We start from the raw sequence: 18,322 nt of genomic DNA, 5'->3' as shown, positions 1-18,322 counted from the left end.
CAATGATCGAATGGCCGGAAGGTCTGTACTGCGACCGGATGCGCTGGGGCCGGGCGTTCAACAATAAGGCGTTCACCTCGGTATTCACGAATGCTCAGCAGATCCGTACCTATCCGGGGGCTTACTGGAAGTGCACGATGCAGTTCCAGAACCTCAATGATCGTGAGGAGCGGCTGCTTACGACGCTGGTTGGCTCCCTTCAGGGAATGGCTGGCACCTTCAAGCTGTATCCCTGGCGGCGCTCGGGCCGTCCAGATCATGGCACCGTTCGGGTCAACGGCAATGGAAATGCCTCAGGGACGCTGCCTAGCCGGGGCTGGCAGCCAAGCACATTAGTGCTTCGCATGGGTGATTACATTACGGTCAATGACCAACTCCTCGAGGTGCTGGCTGACGTGACGAGCAATGGTCAAGGGAACGCCACCATTCAGGTGGCGCCCTGGCTACGCTTGCCGCCGGCCGATGGCACGGAAATCAACTACACACGACCATTCGCGATCATGAGGCTCACGAGCGACGACGAAGAGAACACGATTCGTAGCGCGATGGCGGATGGCACGCTCGACTGCCGGGAGGCGTTCTGATGTCGGCATTCCCGTTTTCTGATCCGGTGGTGGAGCTGCTGAGCCGGCCCAACGTGAAACTGGCTTATGCCTGCGAGCTGGATTTCGTGAGTGGCATGGTGCGGGCGCATACCGGTACCGGCCCGCTGATCATCAACGGCGAGACGTTCGACGGCGTCGGCACGTTCGGGGATATCTCCTCGACGAACGAGAAGCTCGATAGCGGATCGCCGGCCAGCGTGACGCTGACGCTCTCCGGCCTGGACGCCGAGCTGATCGCCGGCACCCAGGTAGAGCGGTGCCGTGGCCGCTTCGGTCGCCTGCTGCTGGTGGCGATCGATGACGACGGCAGCTATGCCGCCGACATCCTGTTCAGCGGCAAGATGGATGCACCCCAGTTCAGTTATGCCGGCAGCGACGACGACAACGCGATCAGCGTGGCGATCACGGATCGGATGGCCGATTGGCAGCGGAAGGGCACCGAGCGCTGGACCGACGAAAACCACCGGCAGCGCCACCCCGGCGACCGATTCTTCTTCGCGGTGGCTCAGCTTGCCGATTGGCCGATATATTGGGGAGCGAAGAAGGATGCTCCCTCATTCACGTATCCGAGGTGATCTATGCCCCCGGCTCTATATCCCCAGGTGCTGACCGGTGTCTTCACGTTACTGGCGGCATTCGGCGCGATTGTCCTAAAGCACTTCCTTGATAAGAGCAAACGAAAAGACGCTGTGCGATATGCGCTATTCACTGAGGTCGCATCAATCATTGGGATTATCGAAAAGCGTAACTATCGGGAAATGATTCGTCTTCGAGCTGAGGGTGATGTCGATACACTCACGGCTGTGATACCCAACAGCTACAGAGTTGTCTACGACAGTTTGATTGGAGATATCGGTCTCTTAAATCGGGAGGATGTGATTGGCCTTATCTCGTTCTATATGTCGATCATGGCTGTTGTGGAGGATATAAAGCCTGGAGGGACATTCTCCCGGCTGGAGTCAGCGACTCCTGAAGCGTATCAAGAAGCTCTGCAGATACTCGACGATGCCCTTTCGACTGGGCGTGGTCTGCTAGGGATAGATCCCGAAAAATGAACCGATACCCCAACTGGCCACGCCAGCTACAGCAAGCCCTACAAGCCGCCCGCGAGGCGGCTTTTTCGTGGGGCGAAAACGACTGCTGCCTGTTTGCCGCGGACTGCTGCGTCGCCATCTGTGGCGTCGACCCGGCTGCCGATTATCGCGGCCGGTACCACACGGCCGTTGGTGCCAAGCGCGTGCTGGCCAACACCCACGGCAGCCTCGAGGCGGCATGGGATGCGTGCTTCGAGCGGGTGCCGGTGACCCAAGCGATGCGCGGTGACGTGGTGCTGTTCGATGCCCCTCTGGGCCGCTGCATCGGGGTGGTCTGGTCCGGCGGGATCTGGTGTGTGACGGAAGAGGGCGCGGCCCGGGCGAAAGCCGCGCCGCTGATCGCCTGGCGGGTCGAGGCCCGCGACGAGCAGAACGAGGAATAACGGATGGGTAAGGCGGTCAAGGCGGTAGCCAGCGTCGCGGTCGGTGTGGCCGTCGGATTCGCCACCGGCAATCCGTATCTCGGCGTGCTCGCCGGCGGGGCGATGTTCGCCTCGTCGTCGCTGACGCCGGAGGCCAACATCGGCGCGTCGACCCAGACTGAACTCAAGCAGGTCATCCGCTCGAGCAAGGAGCCGGCCCACTACCAGTTCGGCCGCTGTGCGGTCGGTGGCCTGCTGGCTTGGGCACAGGAGGAAGAGGGCGACCAATCCAAGCGCGAGTGGTTGCACCTGGTCTACGTCCTGAGCGAGGGCGATATCGAATCCCTCGACGAGCTCTATCTCAACCAGGAGCCGGCGGCCGATGCCGACGACCTGGTCCAGTACGCGCTGATCCGAAGCCCCAGCACGGCCAACCAGTACCTGCTCGACAACTCTCCGGACTGGCGAGACAGCCAGATCGGTAAGGGCCTGAGCTACGTTCGCATGTCGCTCAAGTACGACCGCGACTACTGGGCGTCGGGCATCCCCACACCGCTGTTCGTGATGCGTGGCAATCGGGAGATCTACGACCCTCGCACCGAGACCACCGGCTATAGCGATAACTGGGCGCTGGTGATCCTCTGGTACCTGCGCACCCGGCTTGGCGTGCCCGATGACGAGATCATCTGGGACATGTTCATCTCGGCGGCCAACGTCAGCGACGAGACCGTGACGACACCGGACGGCGGGACCGAGCGGCGCTACACCATCGGCGGTGGCTTCAAGGCCGATACGCGCAAGGACCGCGTCCTGGCCGATATGGAAGCCGCCGGCGGTGGCCAGGTGGTGAGAATCGGCGGCAAGTTCGGACTGATGGCCGGGGCCTACTACGGGCCCTACGAGCTGACCATCGACGAAGACATAGTGATCGGCGCCGTCAGCGGCCAGACCGAGGTGGCCCAGGCAGACGCGGTCAACACCATGACCGGCAAATTCATCGACCCGGACCAGCGCTGGAGCGAGACCGACTATCCGGCCGTGAGCGTGGCGGAGTGGATCGAAGCCGACGGCGGCCCGATCGAGGATTCGCTCGACCTGCAGTACGTGTTCTCGCCGTATCAGGCCCAGCGGCTGGCCAACATCGCGCTTCGCAAGAAGCGCGCCGGCGGCTCGCTGTCGCTGACGCTCAACTTCCGTGGCTATGCCTGCCGGCCGGGCCGGGTCGTGCGCGTCTACCTGCCGTCGATCAACATCGACGGCGAGTTCCGGATTACGGACTGGGACTTCCACGGCGACAGCGGCTGCAAAGTGACGCTCTCGGCGGAAGATCCTGAGATCTACGACGACGCGGTGGGCGAGCCCTATGACCCGTTGGGCTTCATCTCGCTGCCGACCGGTGGCATTGCCGCGCCCTCCGGGCTGATCTACACCCTCGAATCGATCGGGGAGACGGTGCAGGGCCGGCTCGACTGGTCCGCCGTCACCGGCGCGCAGAGCTATAGCGTCGTGCTGCGATCCAACGGCCAGGCCGTGCAAGCGATCGAGGTGCCACCCAGCGCGACCACCTGCACCGTCGGTGGGCTGCCGGCCGGGCAGTACGTCGCCGAGGTGCGCACCCGGGGCAGCTTCGGCCAGTCCGGCGCGGCCACGGTCACGTTCAGTGTCAACGCGCCGCCGATGCCGGACCGCGTCATCGTCCAGGTCACGAACAACGAAGTGACGCTGATCCCGCAACTGGCGTGGAACGGCACCCCGGTCTCGTTCCGGTTCTACTACTCGCCGACACTGCTCGACATCAACCAGGTGCGCGGCTCGGCCCAGCTGCTAAGCACCGGCGCCAGCCTCGTCCACACGGGCCGCGCCTTCGGCACGACCTATTACTACTGGGTCGAGAGCGTCAACGCTTACGGGCACAGCGACCTGTACTTCCAGGAAGTAGCGACGACGTCGGATTTCACCGAGATCTTCGGCGCCATTCAGTCCGACATCGAAGCCGAAGGCTCGCTTTACGAGGCCATGGTCAACGGTGTTTCGCCGGGCGTGATCGAACAGGTTGGTGGGCAGATCACGGAAGCGGCGGAGGAAGCTGTGGCGCCGTTCCGTGACAAGCTCGATGCGAACACGGAGTCGATTGGTGAGCTGCAGCACGCCGATCAGGAAACCGCCCTCAAGCTGCTGTTGATCAAGGCCGGTGGCGAGGCGTCAGCCTCAACCTTGCGCGTTGAGCAGGTCGTTCGCGCCGGGCTGGCGCAGCAGGTCACGACGCTGCAGACCGGGCAGTCGAGCCTGGTGCAGCGAATGACCGTCGCCGAGAACGCGCAAGGGTCGCTCGCTGAGCTGACAAACGAGCTCGAGGCCGGGCAGGCGCAGGCCAATACCCGGCTCTCCGCGGTGGAGACCACACAGGGCAGCCAGGCCACGCTGATCAACCAGGTCAAGACGGCCCAGGCGAACGTGCAGGACGAGTTCTACGCGATGTGGGACCCGCAGACGAATTCGTTTACCTCGACTGCGCTGCGTGTCGTCGAAGTCGGCGGCAAGAAGGCCGTGCTGGGAATGCGGTCGGATGGCCAGGTTGCGGAGATCGGCGCCGTTGCCAATCGCTTTTACATCTACAACGAAGTATCGGGTGAGATGGTGCTGGCGTTCGTCGTGGAGGGCGGCCGCGTCGTCATCCCCGAGGCGCTGATCGGCACGGTGAAATTTAGCAAACTGGTCAGCGATACCGGTGAAGTCCTGATCCAGAACGGGAAGATCAAGGCGAAGTTCCTGGATGCCGACAACATCACGGCGCGCGAGGTCATCTCTAGCATCAATGCTGCGAATGGGCGCCCGACATTCGCCTTGCGCAAAAACGGTACGTTCGAGTTCAACTCTCTCGACTCCAGCGGCGGCGGGATCAGATGGAACGGCAGCACGCGTGAGGTCTTGGACTCGCAAGGACGCGCTGTAATTCGCGAGGGGAGACTGGACTGATGGCGACTTACGGATTTCAGTTCCTCTCCCCTAGCGGTGATGTGCTCTACGACCTTTCAACCTCGTTCAGCCGAATACTCGGGATTGCCAGCACAGGCACATCGAACGGATCGTTAACAGTTCCCGGCAATGGGAAGGCATTCCTCTTTTCCCTTCAAGGAAATTCCACTGGAATGTTCGTTCCAGCGTTTTCGATCAACGGCATGACGATAAGCTGGGTGTTTGATCCAAGAGAATATACAAGGATAAACACCTCTTTCTATTACGGGTTTTATGTCAATGGCTGATTACGGAATAAGTATAGTTAATGATCAAAGCGAGATTTTGGTTAACGGCTCATACGAAAATCTGTGCTTAAGATACAAGTTCAATGTATCCGTTGATGAAAGCCCGGGTTCTGCCACTGGGTACACAAAGCAATTTTCAAGGCAGTGCGATACCCCGGCAATAGTCCTCACGGGTGACCCCGCTTTTGTTCGTCTGATAGAGAAAGATGGCAATGGCTTTACGTTTTATGTCATCGCGAATCGAAGTGATGATAGCCCTAATCCAAAAAACATTACCGTATGGATATTCGACAAGCCCCGCTATGGTGAAAAGTTCAACACCAACTATGGAATCCAAGTTTTAAACCCTTCAAACAACTCGACCATTTTTGACTCACGTAACAAATATCTGAGAATCATCGACGTAATATCAGGCGATAGAGGCGACATCATCAACGGCGGGTCTATCTCACGGAGCTATCCCGGGCGAATTGTGGGAATGCTTCCCGCGACCAGGCAGGCGGGAGCGACATATCAGATTCTCAACCCTGGCAGCATTCCGACATACCTACTCACCATCAACATATTTCCCGTCTCGTCGGCTAATAGTGACGACGTTCGCGTGGAGCGTGGTGGATCGTCTGTACAGCAGGTTGCTAATAGCACATCAGAGCAGCCAGCCTCTAAGGAAGACTTCTCTTTCCTATACCTAGTCGTTGATTTGACAAACTTTTGATCCCGGAGGAACTATGGCAAACGACGGCACGGTCGACCAGCAGCAGCTGCAAGCGACGATCGACGAGGCATACCAGACAGCCAGTCAAATGATCGCCAAGATCCTAGCGGCTGCCCAGGTCGTCGACGATCGCACGCTAGGAGAGCTGTCACTATTTGATACGCTCTCAGCAGCAGAAGTCGGTAATGCATCAACGCTACGTTCGAAAATAAATTTTGCAGGTGCTTCTTTATCTGAAATGCAAAAATACGGTATTGGGACTAGTACTACCCCTCCGACATGGCCGCTAGAAAATCTAGATTCTGATCCAACTAGTGTGCCCTCCGGTTTATATCGCGTCACAAGCAATTTTTCATATCAAGGCACTGTCCTCTGGTCATCATATAACTCGGGTGTTGGTTCTATGATTCTAGTGGAAGTGACGTTCTCAGCAGCTCAATTGAGAACGCGGGCATACGGATCAACCGGGTGGGGTGATTGGTATACATATTATAACTCTACCCAGGATTCCGGCTGGATATCACCAACGTTGAATAGTGGCTGGACTAATTATAGCAGTGGGTCATATGACACTGTGCAATATCGTCGTGACGCCTTGGGGTATGTGCATCTTAAAGGTTTGTTGAGAACCTTCGAGGGGTGGTACAAAACTAATATTTTCAACCTGCCCAGTGGTTTCCGCCCTGGAGATAATCAAATTCATTTGGTGTTCTGCGACGAAGGTGCGTCTAACGTCAACGTTGGTCGACTTGATATTACGAGTGGTGGCGGGGTGAACGGTGGCAGCGGGGCCTGGGGAGATGATCCAACAAACGTCGATTGGGTGAGCTTGTCTGGTATTACATTTCGAGCAGAAAGGTAACCAATGAAACTATTATTTGAAATAGATAGTGATGGGTATTTTGTCGGTGATGTAATTTTTGATGGTGCTGATGAGTCGCTACCATCAAATGTTATTGATGTTAGGCCGCCTCAGCCTTGCGTTAAGCCCCGGTGGCTTAACGGCAAATGGATAGAGGAAGACCAGGAGACTCTCGACAAACTGATTGCGCCGAATCGTAATTTGAACCGCGCCCGCAATCAGGCCTTAGTGGAACTCAACGCTGACTACGAAGCCGCTGCCACGCCGTTACTGCGCGAGTACCCGACGATCGAGCGCCTGAGTTGGACCCAGCAGCAGAACGAGGCGACAGCGTATCAGGCGTGGCTGGACTCTGGCAGCGAAGGCGATATGCCCGCGACGCCGGCGCTCTCTGCGATCCTCAAGGGCAGGAACGGCACTGACGGTACAGAGTCCCTGGCGGATCTCGTAGCCGCCGTGCTGCGCAATGCCGAGGCGTTCATACAATGGCAGGAATACACCGGCCTGCGCCAGAGAGGGGAGTGGATGATTCAGGCGGCCGAGACGGTGGAGGAGGCCCAGGCGGTGACGTGGGAGAGTCTGGCGGTGGGATAGTTAGCTGACGCTTGCCGTGTTTTTCCTCGCTTCGTACCCGATTCCGTCTCTATCTCTGATTAGTGTCCTCGCCGCGTGGTCATCGACTTTAGGAGATAGATAATGCGGAAATTGACGTTCGTTCTCATGGCTGCACTCGCGCTATCCTTGAGTGGGTGCGCTTGGTGGGGACCACACCACGGTGGTTCTGATCATGGTGGCGGCCATAGCCATGGTGGCGGCCCTGGAGGCGGCAGCGGGCACCCTTGAGGATGCATATCTCCCGCTGTAACTGACTCCCCGGCCACTACGGCCGGGGTTTCCTTCAAGCTTCCCATTGCGCGTTTGTTACGGCTAGCTATTCATCGGCTATGCTGCGGGTATGTGCGGCCGATTCGCTTTCCATTCACTCGACCTCTCAACGCTCGCCAAGGCCGTCCATCAGCACGACCTGTTCGTTGACGCCGAGCCTCGCTACAACGTGCCGCCAGGCACGCTGATCAGCGTTGCGCGCCGTGTTGCGGCTGAGGCGCCAGTAACGATTGAACAGCTTTGGTGGGGGTACCAGCCCTACTGGGCGGATGCCAAAGCCCCACAGCCGATCAATGCCAAAGCCGAAACCATTGCCACCAGCCATTACTTCGCACCTGCCTTCAAGCGTCACCGCTGCCTGATCCCGGTTGATGGCTGGTATGAGTGGCTCAACGTGGACGGGCGCAAGCAGCCGCACTACCTGACGCGGGTGGATAACCAGACGCTGTATCTTGCCGGGGTCTGGACCGAGCGGGGTGATGACAAGCCGCCCGGGGTGGCGATCATCACCGAGCCGGCGCGGGGTACTGCTCGCGAGGTTCACGACCGGATGCCGCTGGCGCTCGACGATGACTCGCTCGAACCGTGGCTCGATCCGCATTTCACGGAGCGCGAGGCGATCCGTGGTGTCATCCGTCACATCGGCGCCGAACTGATACAACACTGGACGGTGAGCACCGCTGTCAATCGCCCCGGCGATAATGGGGGCCCGGCGCTGATCGACCCACTGTAATTACGGTCACTCTTTAGAAGCCTCTGCTTTTAATTTTTTATCAATGGGATTTTGCAACATAAAATACCAAAGCAGGAATCCCGCCAATATAAAAAACAAGCCGATTGCCAATAGTGCCCACTTGACAAGCTTTACCTTGTCCTCGTATCGGATTAGCGCTTTGATTCTTTTTGTGTGGTATTTATTTTTAATATTTGCTATCGCGTTTTCTTGGTTGACTTTTTTAACTCTTTTTACCAGATTGTCTATTTTTGCTTTAGAGACTTGGTTGGACTTTTCGGCTGCATCACGCATTTTGTTGAGCCTTTCCACATCAGATGTGTTGTAGTCAATTCTTTTTCCTAATATTGCCTGATTCATGTCTTGAATATCTAACTCTTTTGTAATTGTGAAGTTGAGGTAAGCGCTTGCTCCTAACGTACCGAAAAAGATAAAAATGCCTGTTATGGCAAAAAATTTATATAGATTGTCTGTTGGTATGCTGGGTATGTTCACGGCTCTTCCATAGGTGTGGTTATGATGTTTTTCCAATCAACGGCTGTAATGGTGTAGTAATTTATCACGAGTCTGTTCTTGATTTTAACCTGACTGTTAGCGATGAGATGCAGCCAATCTCCTACAACCCTTGGAGGTAATGTCTTACTCAATCAAGCCAGACAGTCGCCGATAGTCTCTTTGTCAGGAGCGACTCTCTCCGCGCCTGGCGATATTGTTGGGTGGAATGATGACCCGGCCCCTCGTGGGGCCGGGTTTTTCTATGGCGGGATTCGAGTTCGTGGGCCACATTGAGTTCGGCGCCATGGACCGGCGCCGAGTCCTCGATCCGGTGAATCGGGACGCTGGGCATGGATGCCTTGACTCACTGGGCGTGGATTGGTCCGGCTGGCAACAGCCGGCTTTCTTGTACCCTCGGTTACAAATCTCTCTCGAAACTTGATCTGTATCAGTATCGCTAATCATTCTTTGCGCGTAGCCTGTGCTCGTCCACGGAATGGACGCTCGCTAGGAACCCGGAAACGGATTTCCCTGTGCCAAGGACGTACGGATGCGAGGGCCGTGATAGCAGCACCTATCGGCAGTGCTGACTGAGGGCCCTCGCGCATGCGCATTGGCCCTCTTTTATTTTCTCCTACAGTTTGGCCACCGGCAGTTCATCCCACCGCGTTGTGTAGCGCTGCGTCAGAAGCTCTGCTTTCAACTTCCAATCTGCCTTTCCCTTCGTTCCGCCCAGCCTTACCGTGCCAAGCCCCATGCGTCGGTTCAGCTCGTCCATCACCGCGCTGGCCTTGGCCGATCGCTCTCGCTCGGCATCGCTCTCTGGTGAATCGAATATGTCGTGCTGCAGAGAATCGCTCTGGCATAGATCGAGCATCATCACGCCGGCCTTCATGTAGCGATAGCCGCCGCGGTAGATCCGTGTGAGCGCGGCTTGGGCGGAGCCAACGATCACGCGCGTGTCGTTGCTGGGGTGGGGGAGTTGGACGACCAGGGCGGGGTGGTATTGCGCCAGGTCTTCCCTGTGCTTGTTGGTTTTCAGGTGCACCTGGATTGCCCGGGCGACCGATCCCTGTTTCCTCAGCTTCTCGGCGCCGCGGGCCGCATGCGCACGGATCGCCTGCTCGACTTCATGGCGGTCACTCGTCAGCCGCCCAAACGATCGGCTGGTCATGATGTTCTTCTTCGGCTCGCCGTAGTCATCGGTGTCGATGCAGTCGATGCCGCGTAGCTCGTAGACGAGTCGCTCCTGCACTACCGAGAATCTGGACCGGATCCGCTTTGGATCTGCCTCTCTCAGCTGCCAGGCAGTGACGATGCCCATCTGCGCCAGCCGCTGGCCGAGCCGGCCGGAGACGCCCCACAGGTCAGTGACGGGCATGTCTTCGAGTATCTGCCGCGTGATATCGCTGTCCGGCTGGAGCAGACAAACGCCCTCATAGGCCGGGATCTTCTTCGCCAGACGGTTGGCAGCCTTGGCCAGCGTTCGGCTAGTCGATAGGCCCACGCTCACCGGAATACCGGTGTTGCGACGGACGACGTAGCGTAGCCGCTGGCAATGGTCCTCGAGCTGCTCGACCGGGAAACCCTCGAATCCCAAGAACGACTCGTCGATGCTGTAGATCTCGACGTAGGGTGTGAACTCGCGAAGCGTCGCCGTCACGCGCCGGCTCATGTCGCCATAGAGCGTGTAGTTCGACGAGACCAGGATCAGCTCGCGCCGCGCCGCCGGCGGTATCTTAAATGTCGGCGCGCCCATCTCGACCAATTCCTTCGCTTCGTTCGATCTGGCGATCACGCAACCGTCGTTGTTCGACAGCACCGCGATAGGCCGGCCTCCCCAGTCCGGGCGGAAGACCCGTTCGCACGAGGCGTAGAAGTTGTTGCAGTCGACCAATCCGATCATCGCGCTACCTCATACGACTATAGTTATCTTGACCATCTGGTTTATGAGTGGACACTCGAAGCTGCCCTCCAGTGCGGGGGCAAAGGAGCTCCATTGGCAGGGACGCCTCCTACCGCTTTCTGCGCAGCGAATGGACGTTGTCTGTCACCACACCCCAGCAATGGCACTCGCACCCTGCGAGCGGGATCGGCGGGAAGTGTTCATTGCCCGAGCACAGGTAGTAGCGCTGGCCGATTTTCTGCATCTGCTTGCACGTCAGCTCGCCGTCCACCGCCATGATTAGCACATCGCCAACGCCAGCCTCCAGGGATCGATCGACGATTAGCAGGTCGCCGTCGTAGATTCCGTGACGCTCCATTGAGTGGCCTTTGGCCCTGACGAAGAACGTCGCCGTCGGGTGCGGGATCAGCAGCTCGTTGAGATCGAGCGTCGTCTCCAGATAGTCATCCGCGGGCGAGGGAAAGCCCGCGCGGACCTCTCCCGCGGCGAGAGGAATGGAAGCGACCGGCGCGCCCAGGTCGGCCTGGCCTAAAACATCGACGACGGTATTCATGACGCCGCCTCCGCTTCCGCTGCATTCCAGGTGATCAGCGCCTCGGCCACGCCGACGCGGCTGACCGTGACATAGTCCAGCTCCTCGAACTCGTTGAGCATGCGATCCCACGCTGCGGGGTCGTCTTCATCGAAGCGGTAGACGGTGACCGCGTACTGCTTGCGATCGCGCGCCCGGGCGATCTGCTGCTGGATGCGCTTGGCCGAGCGCTGGTATGACGCGGCGGCTTTGAACTGTGCAGACATGACAGCGTGCTCCCTAAGAATACTGTATGCACGTACAGTATCAGGCAAGGAGCCCGCAGGAGGCAAATCAATGCGTGCCACTTTCGTCTAGCGCATGAGGATAGCCAGTCACGTGGCCTCGAACTTATGATGTATGACAAATACCTGAGGTCGAGTCGACGATGACCCACGATGTTTCTCTCCGCCTTGAAGAGGCCGAGTCGCTGAGTCTCCGCATTCTGGACAAAGCGGGATTCAGCCCAGCCCATGCGAATGCCATCACGCGCAGCGTCGTTGCAGCCCAGCGCGATGAGTGTCATTCCCACGGGCTCTATCGCCTGATCAATTGTGTGGATGCCGCGAGAAAGGGCGGACTGGATCCCCAGGCCGAACCGGTAGTTCGTGACCAAGCGCCGGGCGTCGTCAAGATCGACGCTTGTGGCGGATGCTCGCTACTGTCGTTCGAGACCGGCAAGGCGCACCTGAAAGAGAAGGCGGAGCGCAACGGTGTAGCGGTGCTAGGCATCAATCATTGCTTTCACTTCTCCGCACTCTGGTCCGAGGTGGAGGCGCTAGCCGAATTGGGTCTTGCAGCGCTGGCGATGAACCCGACTCACGCCTTTGTCGCGCCGACCGGCGGATCAAACCCTCTGCTCGGCACCAACCCCTTTGCCTTTGCCTGGCCACGACCGGGTCGGTTGCCCTACGTTTTCGACTTCGCCACGAGTGTCGTGGCACGCGGGGAGATCGAGCTGCATCGGCGCGCCGGCGACTCGATCCCGGAAGGGTGGGCGCTGAACTCAGAGGGGGAGCCGACCACAGATCCTGCCGCGGCCCTTGAGGGAGCCATGCTCCCTTTCGGCGGCCACAAGGGGGCAGCGCTTTCCACGATGATCGAGCTGCTTGCTGGCCCGTTGATCGGTGATGCCCTGAGCCACGAGACATCACCCGCCAATGATGCTGGTACCGGCAGACCGCAGCATGGCGAGATCGTCATCGCGTTCTCGCCAGAGACGTTCCTCGGTGCACAGAGCGAGTCTCAACTCATCCATGCTGAAGGGCTGTTCGATCGGATTCTGGACCAGGGCGCACGGCTACCTTCTCAGCGTCGTTTCGAAGCGCGTGAGCGGAGTCTTGAGCGCGGCGTGACGATTCCGATGCCACTGTACGAGGAGTTGGAAAGGCTGGCTTGATTCATTCTATGGCGCCGGCGGTGGGCCTGATAGAGGAATTAGGCCATTGCCCGGAGTCATGCATTGACGCGTCTATTGGCCAATGTCGTCCAGGCCGGCAGGCGTACAAAACCATGGGGCAAAAATGGGGCAAACCGAGCGCCAAACTATGCCAATTTGGCGCTGTCGAAGGATATAGTCTGGCAGTGCTGAGGCCAGATATGGCGCGGCTTACGCCGTTTCGGCGCTGGATAAACCGACAGTGCGCAGCATCATTGGCGTATGCTGGATGTTATCGAACCATCACCACCAAGGTCCTAGCCGATCACTCAAAGCGGCCAGCAGCTGAAGAGCGAAACCGGCAGCGATTAGAAAGATGCCTGCTCGACGGACGAGCCGCTGGGCTATCAGCCATCTACGACTGCAGGCGTTGTACTCGGGAACAGTCAACTCTGAGTCTTTCTTTTCGATATAGACCTTCGTGAACTTCCCCAAGATCCAACTGTTCGGATCAATCAGCAGGCATATGGCCCCAATGAAGCCAGCTATGAGTCCAATTATGTTGAGCATGCAATTCTCCCCAAGCGCACGCGGGGAATGTAAGTCACTGTGACGCTGGTGGGAATAGATAGTGGTCGCATTTTGGTCGCAGATGCTGCGACCGCGACGATTGCGGTGTGACTTGTGGGACTGTCTAACTAACTGATTTATATAGAAAGGCCCGTTGCAAGCGCGGCCGTGGATCATATTGGAAACGGATTCAAAATCCGCTGTAATAGCTAGATCTGAACCAAATCCTCTGGCGCAGGAGAAGGGGAGTCAGCAGACGATAATCTGAGCCTCCTTATGGCAATGCTATCAAACTCAATCACGCTATCGTAAAAACGGTTAGAAACATCCACAAGCTCCTCGCTTTCTCGCCGACAGCGTTGCTTCTCATGATGGTCCGCCCTGGACCTATTAGACATCGTGGTTATAATCGCGTTAGGTCGCTGACCCTCCGGAGTCGTTCTTGACGGAACCTCCTTCGAAAACTCTTCGGCGGCCGCTATCACTCTTCGCAGCGCTTCGTGTAGTTTCCTATCGTGGAAGTGCCAGTTGTTCTTATTGTCGTCGAGCCTGGCTATGTCATAGATTGGATACACAACCCACTGGGGCAATCCGTCGAAGAAGTCGGCATTCTTGATATAAGTTAAAGAGTTGTTTGAGCACAGCTTTTTGATGGATAGGTAGGTTGAAATATCAGCCTGCTTCTTTTCAGACATAATCCCTGTCATGTAGGAAACGATACCTGAGCCTAAGAAAGCTCCAACTATGGAAGCCCCGCCGCCTATTAAAGCTTGTTGGATCTCTGGTGACATGTTTTATCGTCCTCGTTTTTAAATTTGTTCGCTTCTATTTCATACCTGGTTGATGACTCCATTCAGCCAGGCGGCCCAAACCTGCATAGCTGCCCGCTTCTCCGCTAGGTAGTCGTAGCGATCGTAATGCCTGCTCGAGACGTCGTGCATCGCGTGCCCATGCAGTCGGTCACGATCTTCCTTCGAGACGCCGAGTTGCCCAAGCACCGTCTTAGCGGTTCGCCTGACGTCCCGCGGCGACCACCTTTCCCGTTTGCCATCGCGCTGCCACTTGCCTAACAGATGAGGCACGGAGGTAATGCCGATGTGCTCGTCGGGATTCTTCGGGCTGGCGAAGAGCAGCGGAGAGTGACGAGCCAGCGCCTTCTCGCAAAGGTAGGTGAGGATGTCGCGCGAATACTCGTTGAGCGGCACAACGTGGGGCTGGCCGTTCTTGCTGGCGGCCGCTGGGATTTCGATGATGCCCTGATCAAAGTCGATGTTTTCGACCCGGAGCCTCAGCAACGACTGGGGGCGCTGGCCGGCTGTGGTCATGACGAGGCGAAGCGCCATTGCCGCGGGCGAGTATTGGGGTAGGCCGTGCCAAGCCGCTGACAGCTCATTACCGGAAACGACGCGCTCGCCCTGGCGCTCCCAATCCGCTTGCCGGGGCACCACCGACACCGGATTAGTCTCCAGCTCCCAGCGGATTACGGACTGGCGCCGCGGATCATGCTCGATCGCCAGCCCGTACTGGTAGGCGGTGTGCAGCCAAGAGCGAAGGCGGTTGGTGGTGGTCGTCAGTCCACGCTTGATGTGATGGGCGAGGATGTCACGGATATCGCCGCTGGTGACTTCCTTCGCTGGTTTCGACCACAGGGCAGGGAAGGGCCCTTTCACGTACCGCTGGCAGCGCTCCATCACCTCGTCGGCAGTGTTCCGCCCGCGCTCCTTCATGTCGGCGGTGTATGCTTGGATCAGGTCGCCCAGGGTGCCGTAAGAGGTTTCGCTGGCGGCGCGCTTCTCGCGTACGATCTTTGCCGGGTCGTCTCCATCAGAGAGGTGGCCGGATAGCTCTGCGGCTTTCCGGCGCGCGTCGGCGAGACTGATGGATGGATAGGCACCGATGCCGACCTTGCGTCGGCGCTTGTTGAGGTAGTAGACGTATAGCCAGTCCTTGGCGCCGCCGGGCCTGACCCGGATCTGCAAACGACCGACGCCACGCTGCCCGTCATCCGAGAGCGTGAACTCTTTTTCTCGCGGCTTTAGGGCCCGCAGCTGTTTCTCGTTGAGCATGAGACTAGGGGATTATCCAGGGGGCTGTATGGGGGGCTGTTAGGTCGCCACATGATGGGGTCAGCTTACACAACCATTCCCCGCTAAGCCACGTCGCAGGCCGCGCCGTTACTCACTTAGTCCCATCCTGCCACAGTCGATGTAATCGACTCATAATCCCTTGGTCGTAGGTTCAAGTCCTACTGGGCCCACCATTCAAATCAGCTACTTAAGAATTTTCTGTGGTGAGTCCCATAGTCCAAGGGTACAGTTTCGGTACAGTGCCGATCCTTCAGCCCCCTGGAGACTTTCATGGCCACCATTGTCAAGACCCCTGCCGGTAGCTGGAAAGCCGTCATCCGCAAGACCGGCTGGCCCACCACCGCCAAGACCTTCCGTACCAAACGAGACGCTCAGGACTGGGCACGCCGTACCGAAGATGAAATGGTGCGTGGCGTCTATATCCAGCGCAGTGCCTCGGAGCGCATGACGCTCGAAGCCGCGCTCAAGCGCTACCTGGCCGACGTTACTCCCACCAAGAAGCCCAGCACCCAAAAGAGCGAACGCCACAAGGCCAACACGCTGGTTGAGCACCTGGGCAAGTACTCCCTCGCGGCCCTGACGCCAGACCTGGTGGCCAACTACCGCGATGACCGGCTGAACAGCCTCGGGTATCGGGGCCAGCCCATCAGCCCCAATACCGTGCGCCTGGAGCTCGCGCTGCTCGGGCACCTCTACACCGTAGCCATCCAGGAGTGGGGACTGGGCCTGACCTACAACCCCGTCCAGAACATCCGCAAACCCAGCCCTGGAGAAGGGCGCGACCGGCGCCTGAGCGCCGACGAGGAGAAGCGCCTGTTCGCCGTGCTACGGCAGCACAGCAATCCCATGCTGGCCTGGATCGCCAGAATCGCCCTGGAGACGGGCATGCGCTCCTCAGAGATCCTGACCCTCACTCGCTCCCGGGTCGACGTGAAACGCCGCGTGGTGCGCCTCACGGACACCAAAAACAACGAAGCCCGCCTGGTGCCGCTGACTCAGGTCGCCACCGAGGTGTTCAAGCAGGCGCTGAACAACCCGGTGCGCCCGCTCGATTGTGATCTGGTGTTCTTTGGCGAGCCTGGAAAGGATGGAAAGCGCGGCCCCTACGCCTACACCAAGCTCTGGAACCAGGCGAAGAAGCAGGCCATGCTCGATGACTTTCGCTTTCATGACCTACGCCATGAGGCCGTCAGCCGGCTGGTAGAGGCGGGGCTATCCGACCAGGAGGTCGCCGCGATCAGTGGGCACAAGTCGATGCAGATGCTGAGGCGGTATACACATTTGAGAGCGGAGGATTTAGTCGCCAAGCTGGATAGGATTAGTGAAATATAGTTCAAGACCGAAAAAAATATAGCCCTTTTGTTTGAAAGATGATGACAATGTCGCGAAATTTTAGCGGTTTGGGGTGAGTGCATTATTAGTTAGTGGGTGGTTATATTGCTTTTTTTGTTTAATGTCAGTGCTTTATGTTGAGTCAAAATGGAGTTGCCAGTATGCTGCGCATTGTTAGTATGATATGAATTTGTTTCATGTTTCTTTGGTTGAGGTGTTGTGGTGGAATATGTTTATATCCTGAAGAATCAGTCTTATCTTCCATATGTGCTTAAAATCGGGAGGACTAAAAATTCTCCGGTAATACGGGCCAAGCAGATTTATTGGAACGCTACGGGTGTGCCGGAGCACTTTGAACTGGTTTATGTTTGTCAGGTTCCGGACTGTGTTGTCGCAGAGGATGCAATCCATAAGGTTCTTTCTTCATATAGGAAAAACGGAAGCAGAGAGTTTTTTCACATTCCACTTAAGGTTGCTAAGAATGCATTATGGTCGGTATGTGAAAACTTGTTTGGTTCCGCAGCAGTGGAAGTGGTGATTGATGAAGAAGTAAGCGGCGCTGATGTTAAAAAAGAAAGCAGTGTAAAAAGGCATCTTAAAAAAGAGGGTGGTGGTAGGCTTGTTTCTTGTTCTATAGATGAGATAAGTGAGTCGCCTATAGGGACCAGCGTGATTGATGATGGTCAAAAAGCAAGAATTGCAGTGATTAATGAGGTTTTGAAAGAGGTTTTTCCTATATCTTTGGATGAGATGGGCGAGTCTTTCTCCCGTGACAAAGAGCCTGAAAGAGAGATTAAGGTATGGGAGCACATGGCTAAAGCATATATGAAAGTAGCAACTGATGAGTTGCTTAGCTATGAGTTTAAGAAAGAAGCCTACCACCTATTGCTATTCAGGTCGATGGAGTATAAGTCGGAGGTGTTAAAAAGAATAAAAGGGAAGGTTATAAGCAGGCGAGTAGCTAAAAAGATATTAGATGCTTACGAGCTTAAGCCAAAGCCTTTGTCCGTGAGGAGGGGGAGAAGTAATTATAACTGAATTCACGGGCAGCTAATGGCATAGCCTCCTTGTCTAAAACTTGTGAACAACGAAGCCCGCCTGGTACCGCTGACCCAGGCGGCTACCGAAGTATTCAAGCAGGCGCTGAACAATCCGGTGCGCCCGCTCGACTGCGACCTGGTGTTCTTCGGTGAGCCTGGAAAGGATGGAAAGCGCGCCCCCCTACGCCTACACCAAGCTCTGGAACCAGGCGAAGAAGCAGGCCAGGCTCGATGACTTTCGCTTTCATGATCTACGCCATGAGGCCGTCAGCCGCTTGGTAGAGGCGGGGCTATCCGACCAGGAGGTCGCCGCGATCAGTGGCCACAAGTCAATGCAGATGCTGAGGCGGTATACGCATCTTCGGGCGGAGGATTTGGTTGCGAAACTGGATAGTATGGGTAGCACTGATCTTGCCCAGCAGCA

Annotated in this window: 20 protein-coding genes; 14 read left to right on the top strand and 6 right to left on the bottom strand. The window is 57.3% G+C overall.

Translation table 11 applies throughout. From position 1 onward, the window contains the following. Nucleotides 1-2 precede the first annotated feature (2 nt). From DOM54_RS12760 to DOM54_RS12730, 10 genes are all read left to right on the top strand, one after another. Nucleotides 3-584, top strand: a complete 582-nt coding sequence (locus DOM54_RS12760; protein WP_110716713.1) for a hypothetical protein — start codon at nucleotides 3-5, stop codon at nucleotides 582-584. Further along, nucleotides 584-1,180 (top strand): hypothetical protein, encoded by a 597-nt coding sequence (locus DOM54_RS12755; protein WP_206019096.1) that lies wholly within the window; start codon nucleotides 584-586, stop codon nucleotides 1,178-1,180. The genes DOM54_RS12760 and DOM54_RS12755 overlap by 1 nt, the downstream gene beginning before the upstream one ends. Nucleotides 1,181-1,183: 3 nt before the next feature. Further along, a complete protein-coding gene (locus DOM54_RS12750) occupies nucleotides 1,184-1,660 on the top strand; it encodes a hypothetical protein (protein ID WP_110716711.1) in 477 nt (158 codons plus the stop codon). Beyond that, nucleotides 1,657-2,082, top strand: coding sequence for a DUF6950 family protein (locus tag DOM54_RS12745; RefSeq protein WP_110716710.1), 426 nt, complete (start codon nucleotides 1,657-1,659; stop codon nucleotides 2,080-2,082). Before DOM54_RS12750 ends, DOM54_RS12745 begins: the two co-directional genes overlap by 4 nt. Before the next feature lie 3 nt (nucleotides 2,083-2,085). Then, the gene (locus tag DOM54_RS12740) at nucleotides 2,086-5,037 is read left to right on the top strand and encodes a phage tail tip fiber protein (protein WP_110716709.1); all 2,952 of its coding nucleotides are present in this window, start codon (nucleotides 2,086-2,088) and stop codon (nucleotides 5,035-5,037) included. Further along, nucleotides 5,037-5,324, top strand: a complete 288-nt coding sequence (locus DOM54_RS20055) for a hypothetical protein (RefSeq protein WP_162619860.1) — start codon at nucleotides 5,037-5,039, stop codon at nucleotides 5,322-5,324. The genes DOM54_RS12740 and DOM54_RS20055 overlap by 1 nt, the downstream gene beginning before the upstream one ends. Then, nucleotides 5,317-6,039, top strand: coding sequence for a hypothetical protein (locus DOM54_RS20050; RefSeq protein WP_162619859.1), 723 nt, complete (start codon nucleotides 5,317-5,319; stop codon nucleotides 6,037-6,039). Before DOM54_RS20055 ends, DOM54_RS20050 begins: the two co-directional genes overlap by 8 nt. 13 nt (nucleotides 6,040-6,052) lie before the next feature. Next, nucleotides 6,053-6,901, top strand: coding sequence for a hypothetical protein (locus DOM54_RS20045; RefSeq protein ID WP_162619858.1), 849 nt, complete (start codon nucleotides 6,053-6,055; stop codon nucleotides 6,899-6,901). A 3-nt stretch (nucleotides 6,902-6,904) separates the two neighbouring features. After that, a complete protein-coding gene (locus DOM54_RS12735) occupies nucleotides 6,905-7,495 on the top strand; it encodes a hypothetical protein (RefSeq protein WP_162619857.1) in 591 nt (196 codons plus the stop codon). Nucleotides 7,496-7,856: 361 nt separating this feature from the next. Continuing rightward, complete coding sequence (locus DOM54_RS12730) at nucleotides 7,857-8,519, top strand: SOS response-associated peptidase (RefSeq protein WP_110716707.1); 663 nt, start codon at nucleotides 7,857-7,859, stop codon at nucleotides 8,517-8,519. Between the two features lie 6 nt (nucleotides 8,520-8,525). Here the strand turns inward: DOM54_RS12730 and DOM54_RS20040 are convergent, their stop codons facing one another. The 4 genes from DOM54_RS20040 to DOM54_RS12710 all read right to left on the bottom strand — a co-directional run bounded on the left by DOM54_RS20040 (nucleotide 8,526) and on the right by DOM54_RS12710 (nucleotide 11,718). After that, on the bottom strand, nucleotides 8,526-9,014 hold the full coding sequence (locus DOM54_RS20040) for a hypothetical protein (RefSeq protein WP_162619856.1): 489 nt from the start codon (nucleotides 9,012-9,014) through the stop codon (nucleotides 8,526-8,528). 634 nt (nucleotides 9,015-9,648) lie between these two features. Continuing rightward, on the bottom strand, nucleotides 9,649-10,920 hold the full coding sequence (locus DOM54_RS12720; protein ID WP_110716705.1) for a Y-family DNA polymerase: 1,272 nt from the start codon (nucleotides 10,918-10,920) through the stop codon (nucleotides 9,649-9,651). A gap of 109 nt (nucleotides 10,921-11,029) precedes the next feature. Beyond that, entirely contained in the window at nucleotides 11,030-11,473 is a 444-nt protein-coding gene (locus DOM54_RS12715) for a LexA family protein (protein ID WP_110716704.1), read from the bottom strand. Next, entirely contained in the window at nucleotides 11,470-11,718 is a 249-nt protein-coding gene (locus tag DOM54_RS12710) for a DUF1654 domain-containing protein (RefSeq protein WP_110716703.1), read from the bottom strand. The genes DOM54_RS12715 and DOM54_RS12710 overlap by 4 nt, the downstream gene beginning before the upstream one ends. 161 nt (nucleotides 11,719-11,879) lie before the next feature. Between DOM54_RS12710 and DOM54_RS12705 the strand changes: the two genes are divergently transcribed. Next, nucleotides 11,880-12,890: an Ldh family oxidoreductase gene (locus DOM54_RS12705; RefSeq protein ID WP_110716702.1), complete on the top strand. Its 1,011-nt coding sequence runs from the start codon at nucleotides 11,880-11,882 to the stop codon at nucleotides 12,888-12,890. Nucleotides 12,891-13,648: 758 nt separating this feature from the next. Here the strand turns inward: DOM54_RS12705 and DOM54_RS12695 are convergent. Continuing rightward, nucleotides 13,649-14,230, bottom strand: coding sequence for a hypothetical protein (locus DOM54_RS12695; protein WP_110716700.1), 582 nt, complete (start codon nucleotides 14,228-14,230; stop codon nucleotides 13,649-13,651). Nucleotides 14,231-14,269: 39 nt separating this feature from the next. Continuing rightward, nucleotides 14,270-15,505, bottom strand: a complete 1,236-nt coding sequence (locus DOM54_RS12690; RefSeq protein ID WP_110716699.1) for a tyrosine-type recombinase/integrase — start codon at nucleotides 15,503-15,505, stop codon at nucleotides 14,270-14,272. A 291-nt stretch (nucleotides 15,506-15,796) separates the two neighbouring features. On the opposite strand from DOM54_RS12690, the gene DOM54_RS12685 reads away from it, so the two are divergent. The 3 genes from DOM54_RS12685 to DOM54_RS12675 form a co-directional block, all read left to right on the top strand. After that, the gene (locus tag DOM54_RS12685) at nucleotides 15,797-16,858 is read left to right on the top strand and encodes a site-specific integrase (RefSeq protein WP_110716698.1); all 1,062 of its coding nucleotides are present in this window, start codon (nucleotides 15,797-15,799) and stop codon (nucleotides 16,856-16,858) included. A 222-nt stretch (nucleotides 16,859-17,080) separates the two neighbouring features. Continuing rightward, nucleotides 17,081-17,896, top strand: coding sequence for a GIY-YIG nuclease family protein (locus DOM54_RS12680; RefSeq protein ID WP_162619855.1), 816 nt, complete (start codon nucleotides 17,081-17,083; stop codon nucleotides 17,894-17,896). Between the two features lie 166 nt (nucleotides 17,897-18,062). Further along, nucleotides 18,063-18,322, top strand: a 260-nt coding sequence (locus DOM54_RS12675; protein ID WP_240613891.1) for a tyrosine-type recombinase/integrase, incomplete at its 3' end; no start/stop codon positions are given.

It is taken from the genome of Salinicola acroporae, assembly GCF_003206615.1.
In the GTDB taxonomy this organism is placed as follows: domain Bacteria; phylum Pseudomonadota; class Gammaproteobacteria; order Pseudomonadales; family Halomonadaceae; genus Salinicola; species Salinicola acroporae.
The sequence above is the reverse complement of the archived record's forward strand: the minus strand, read 5'-3'. Positions and strand labels throughout refer to the sequence as shown.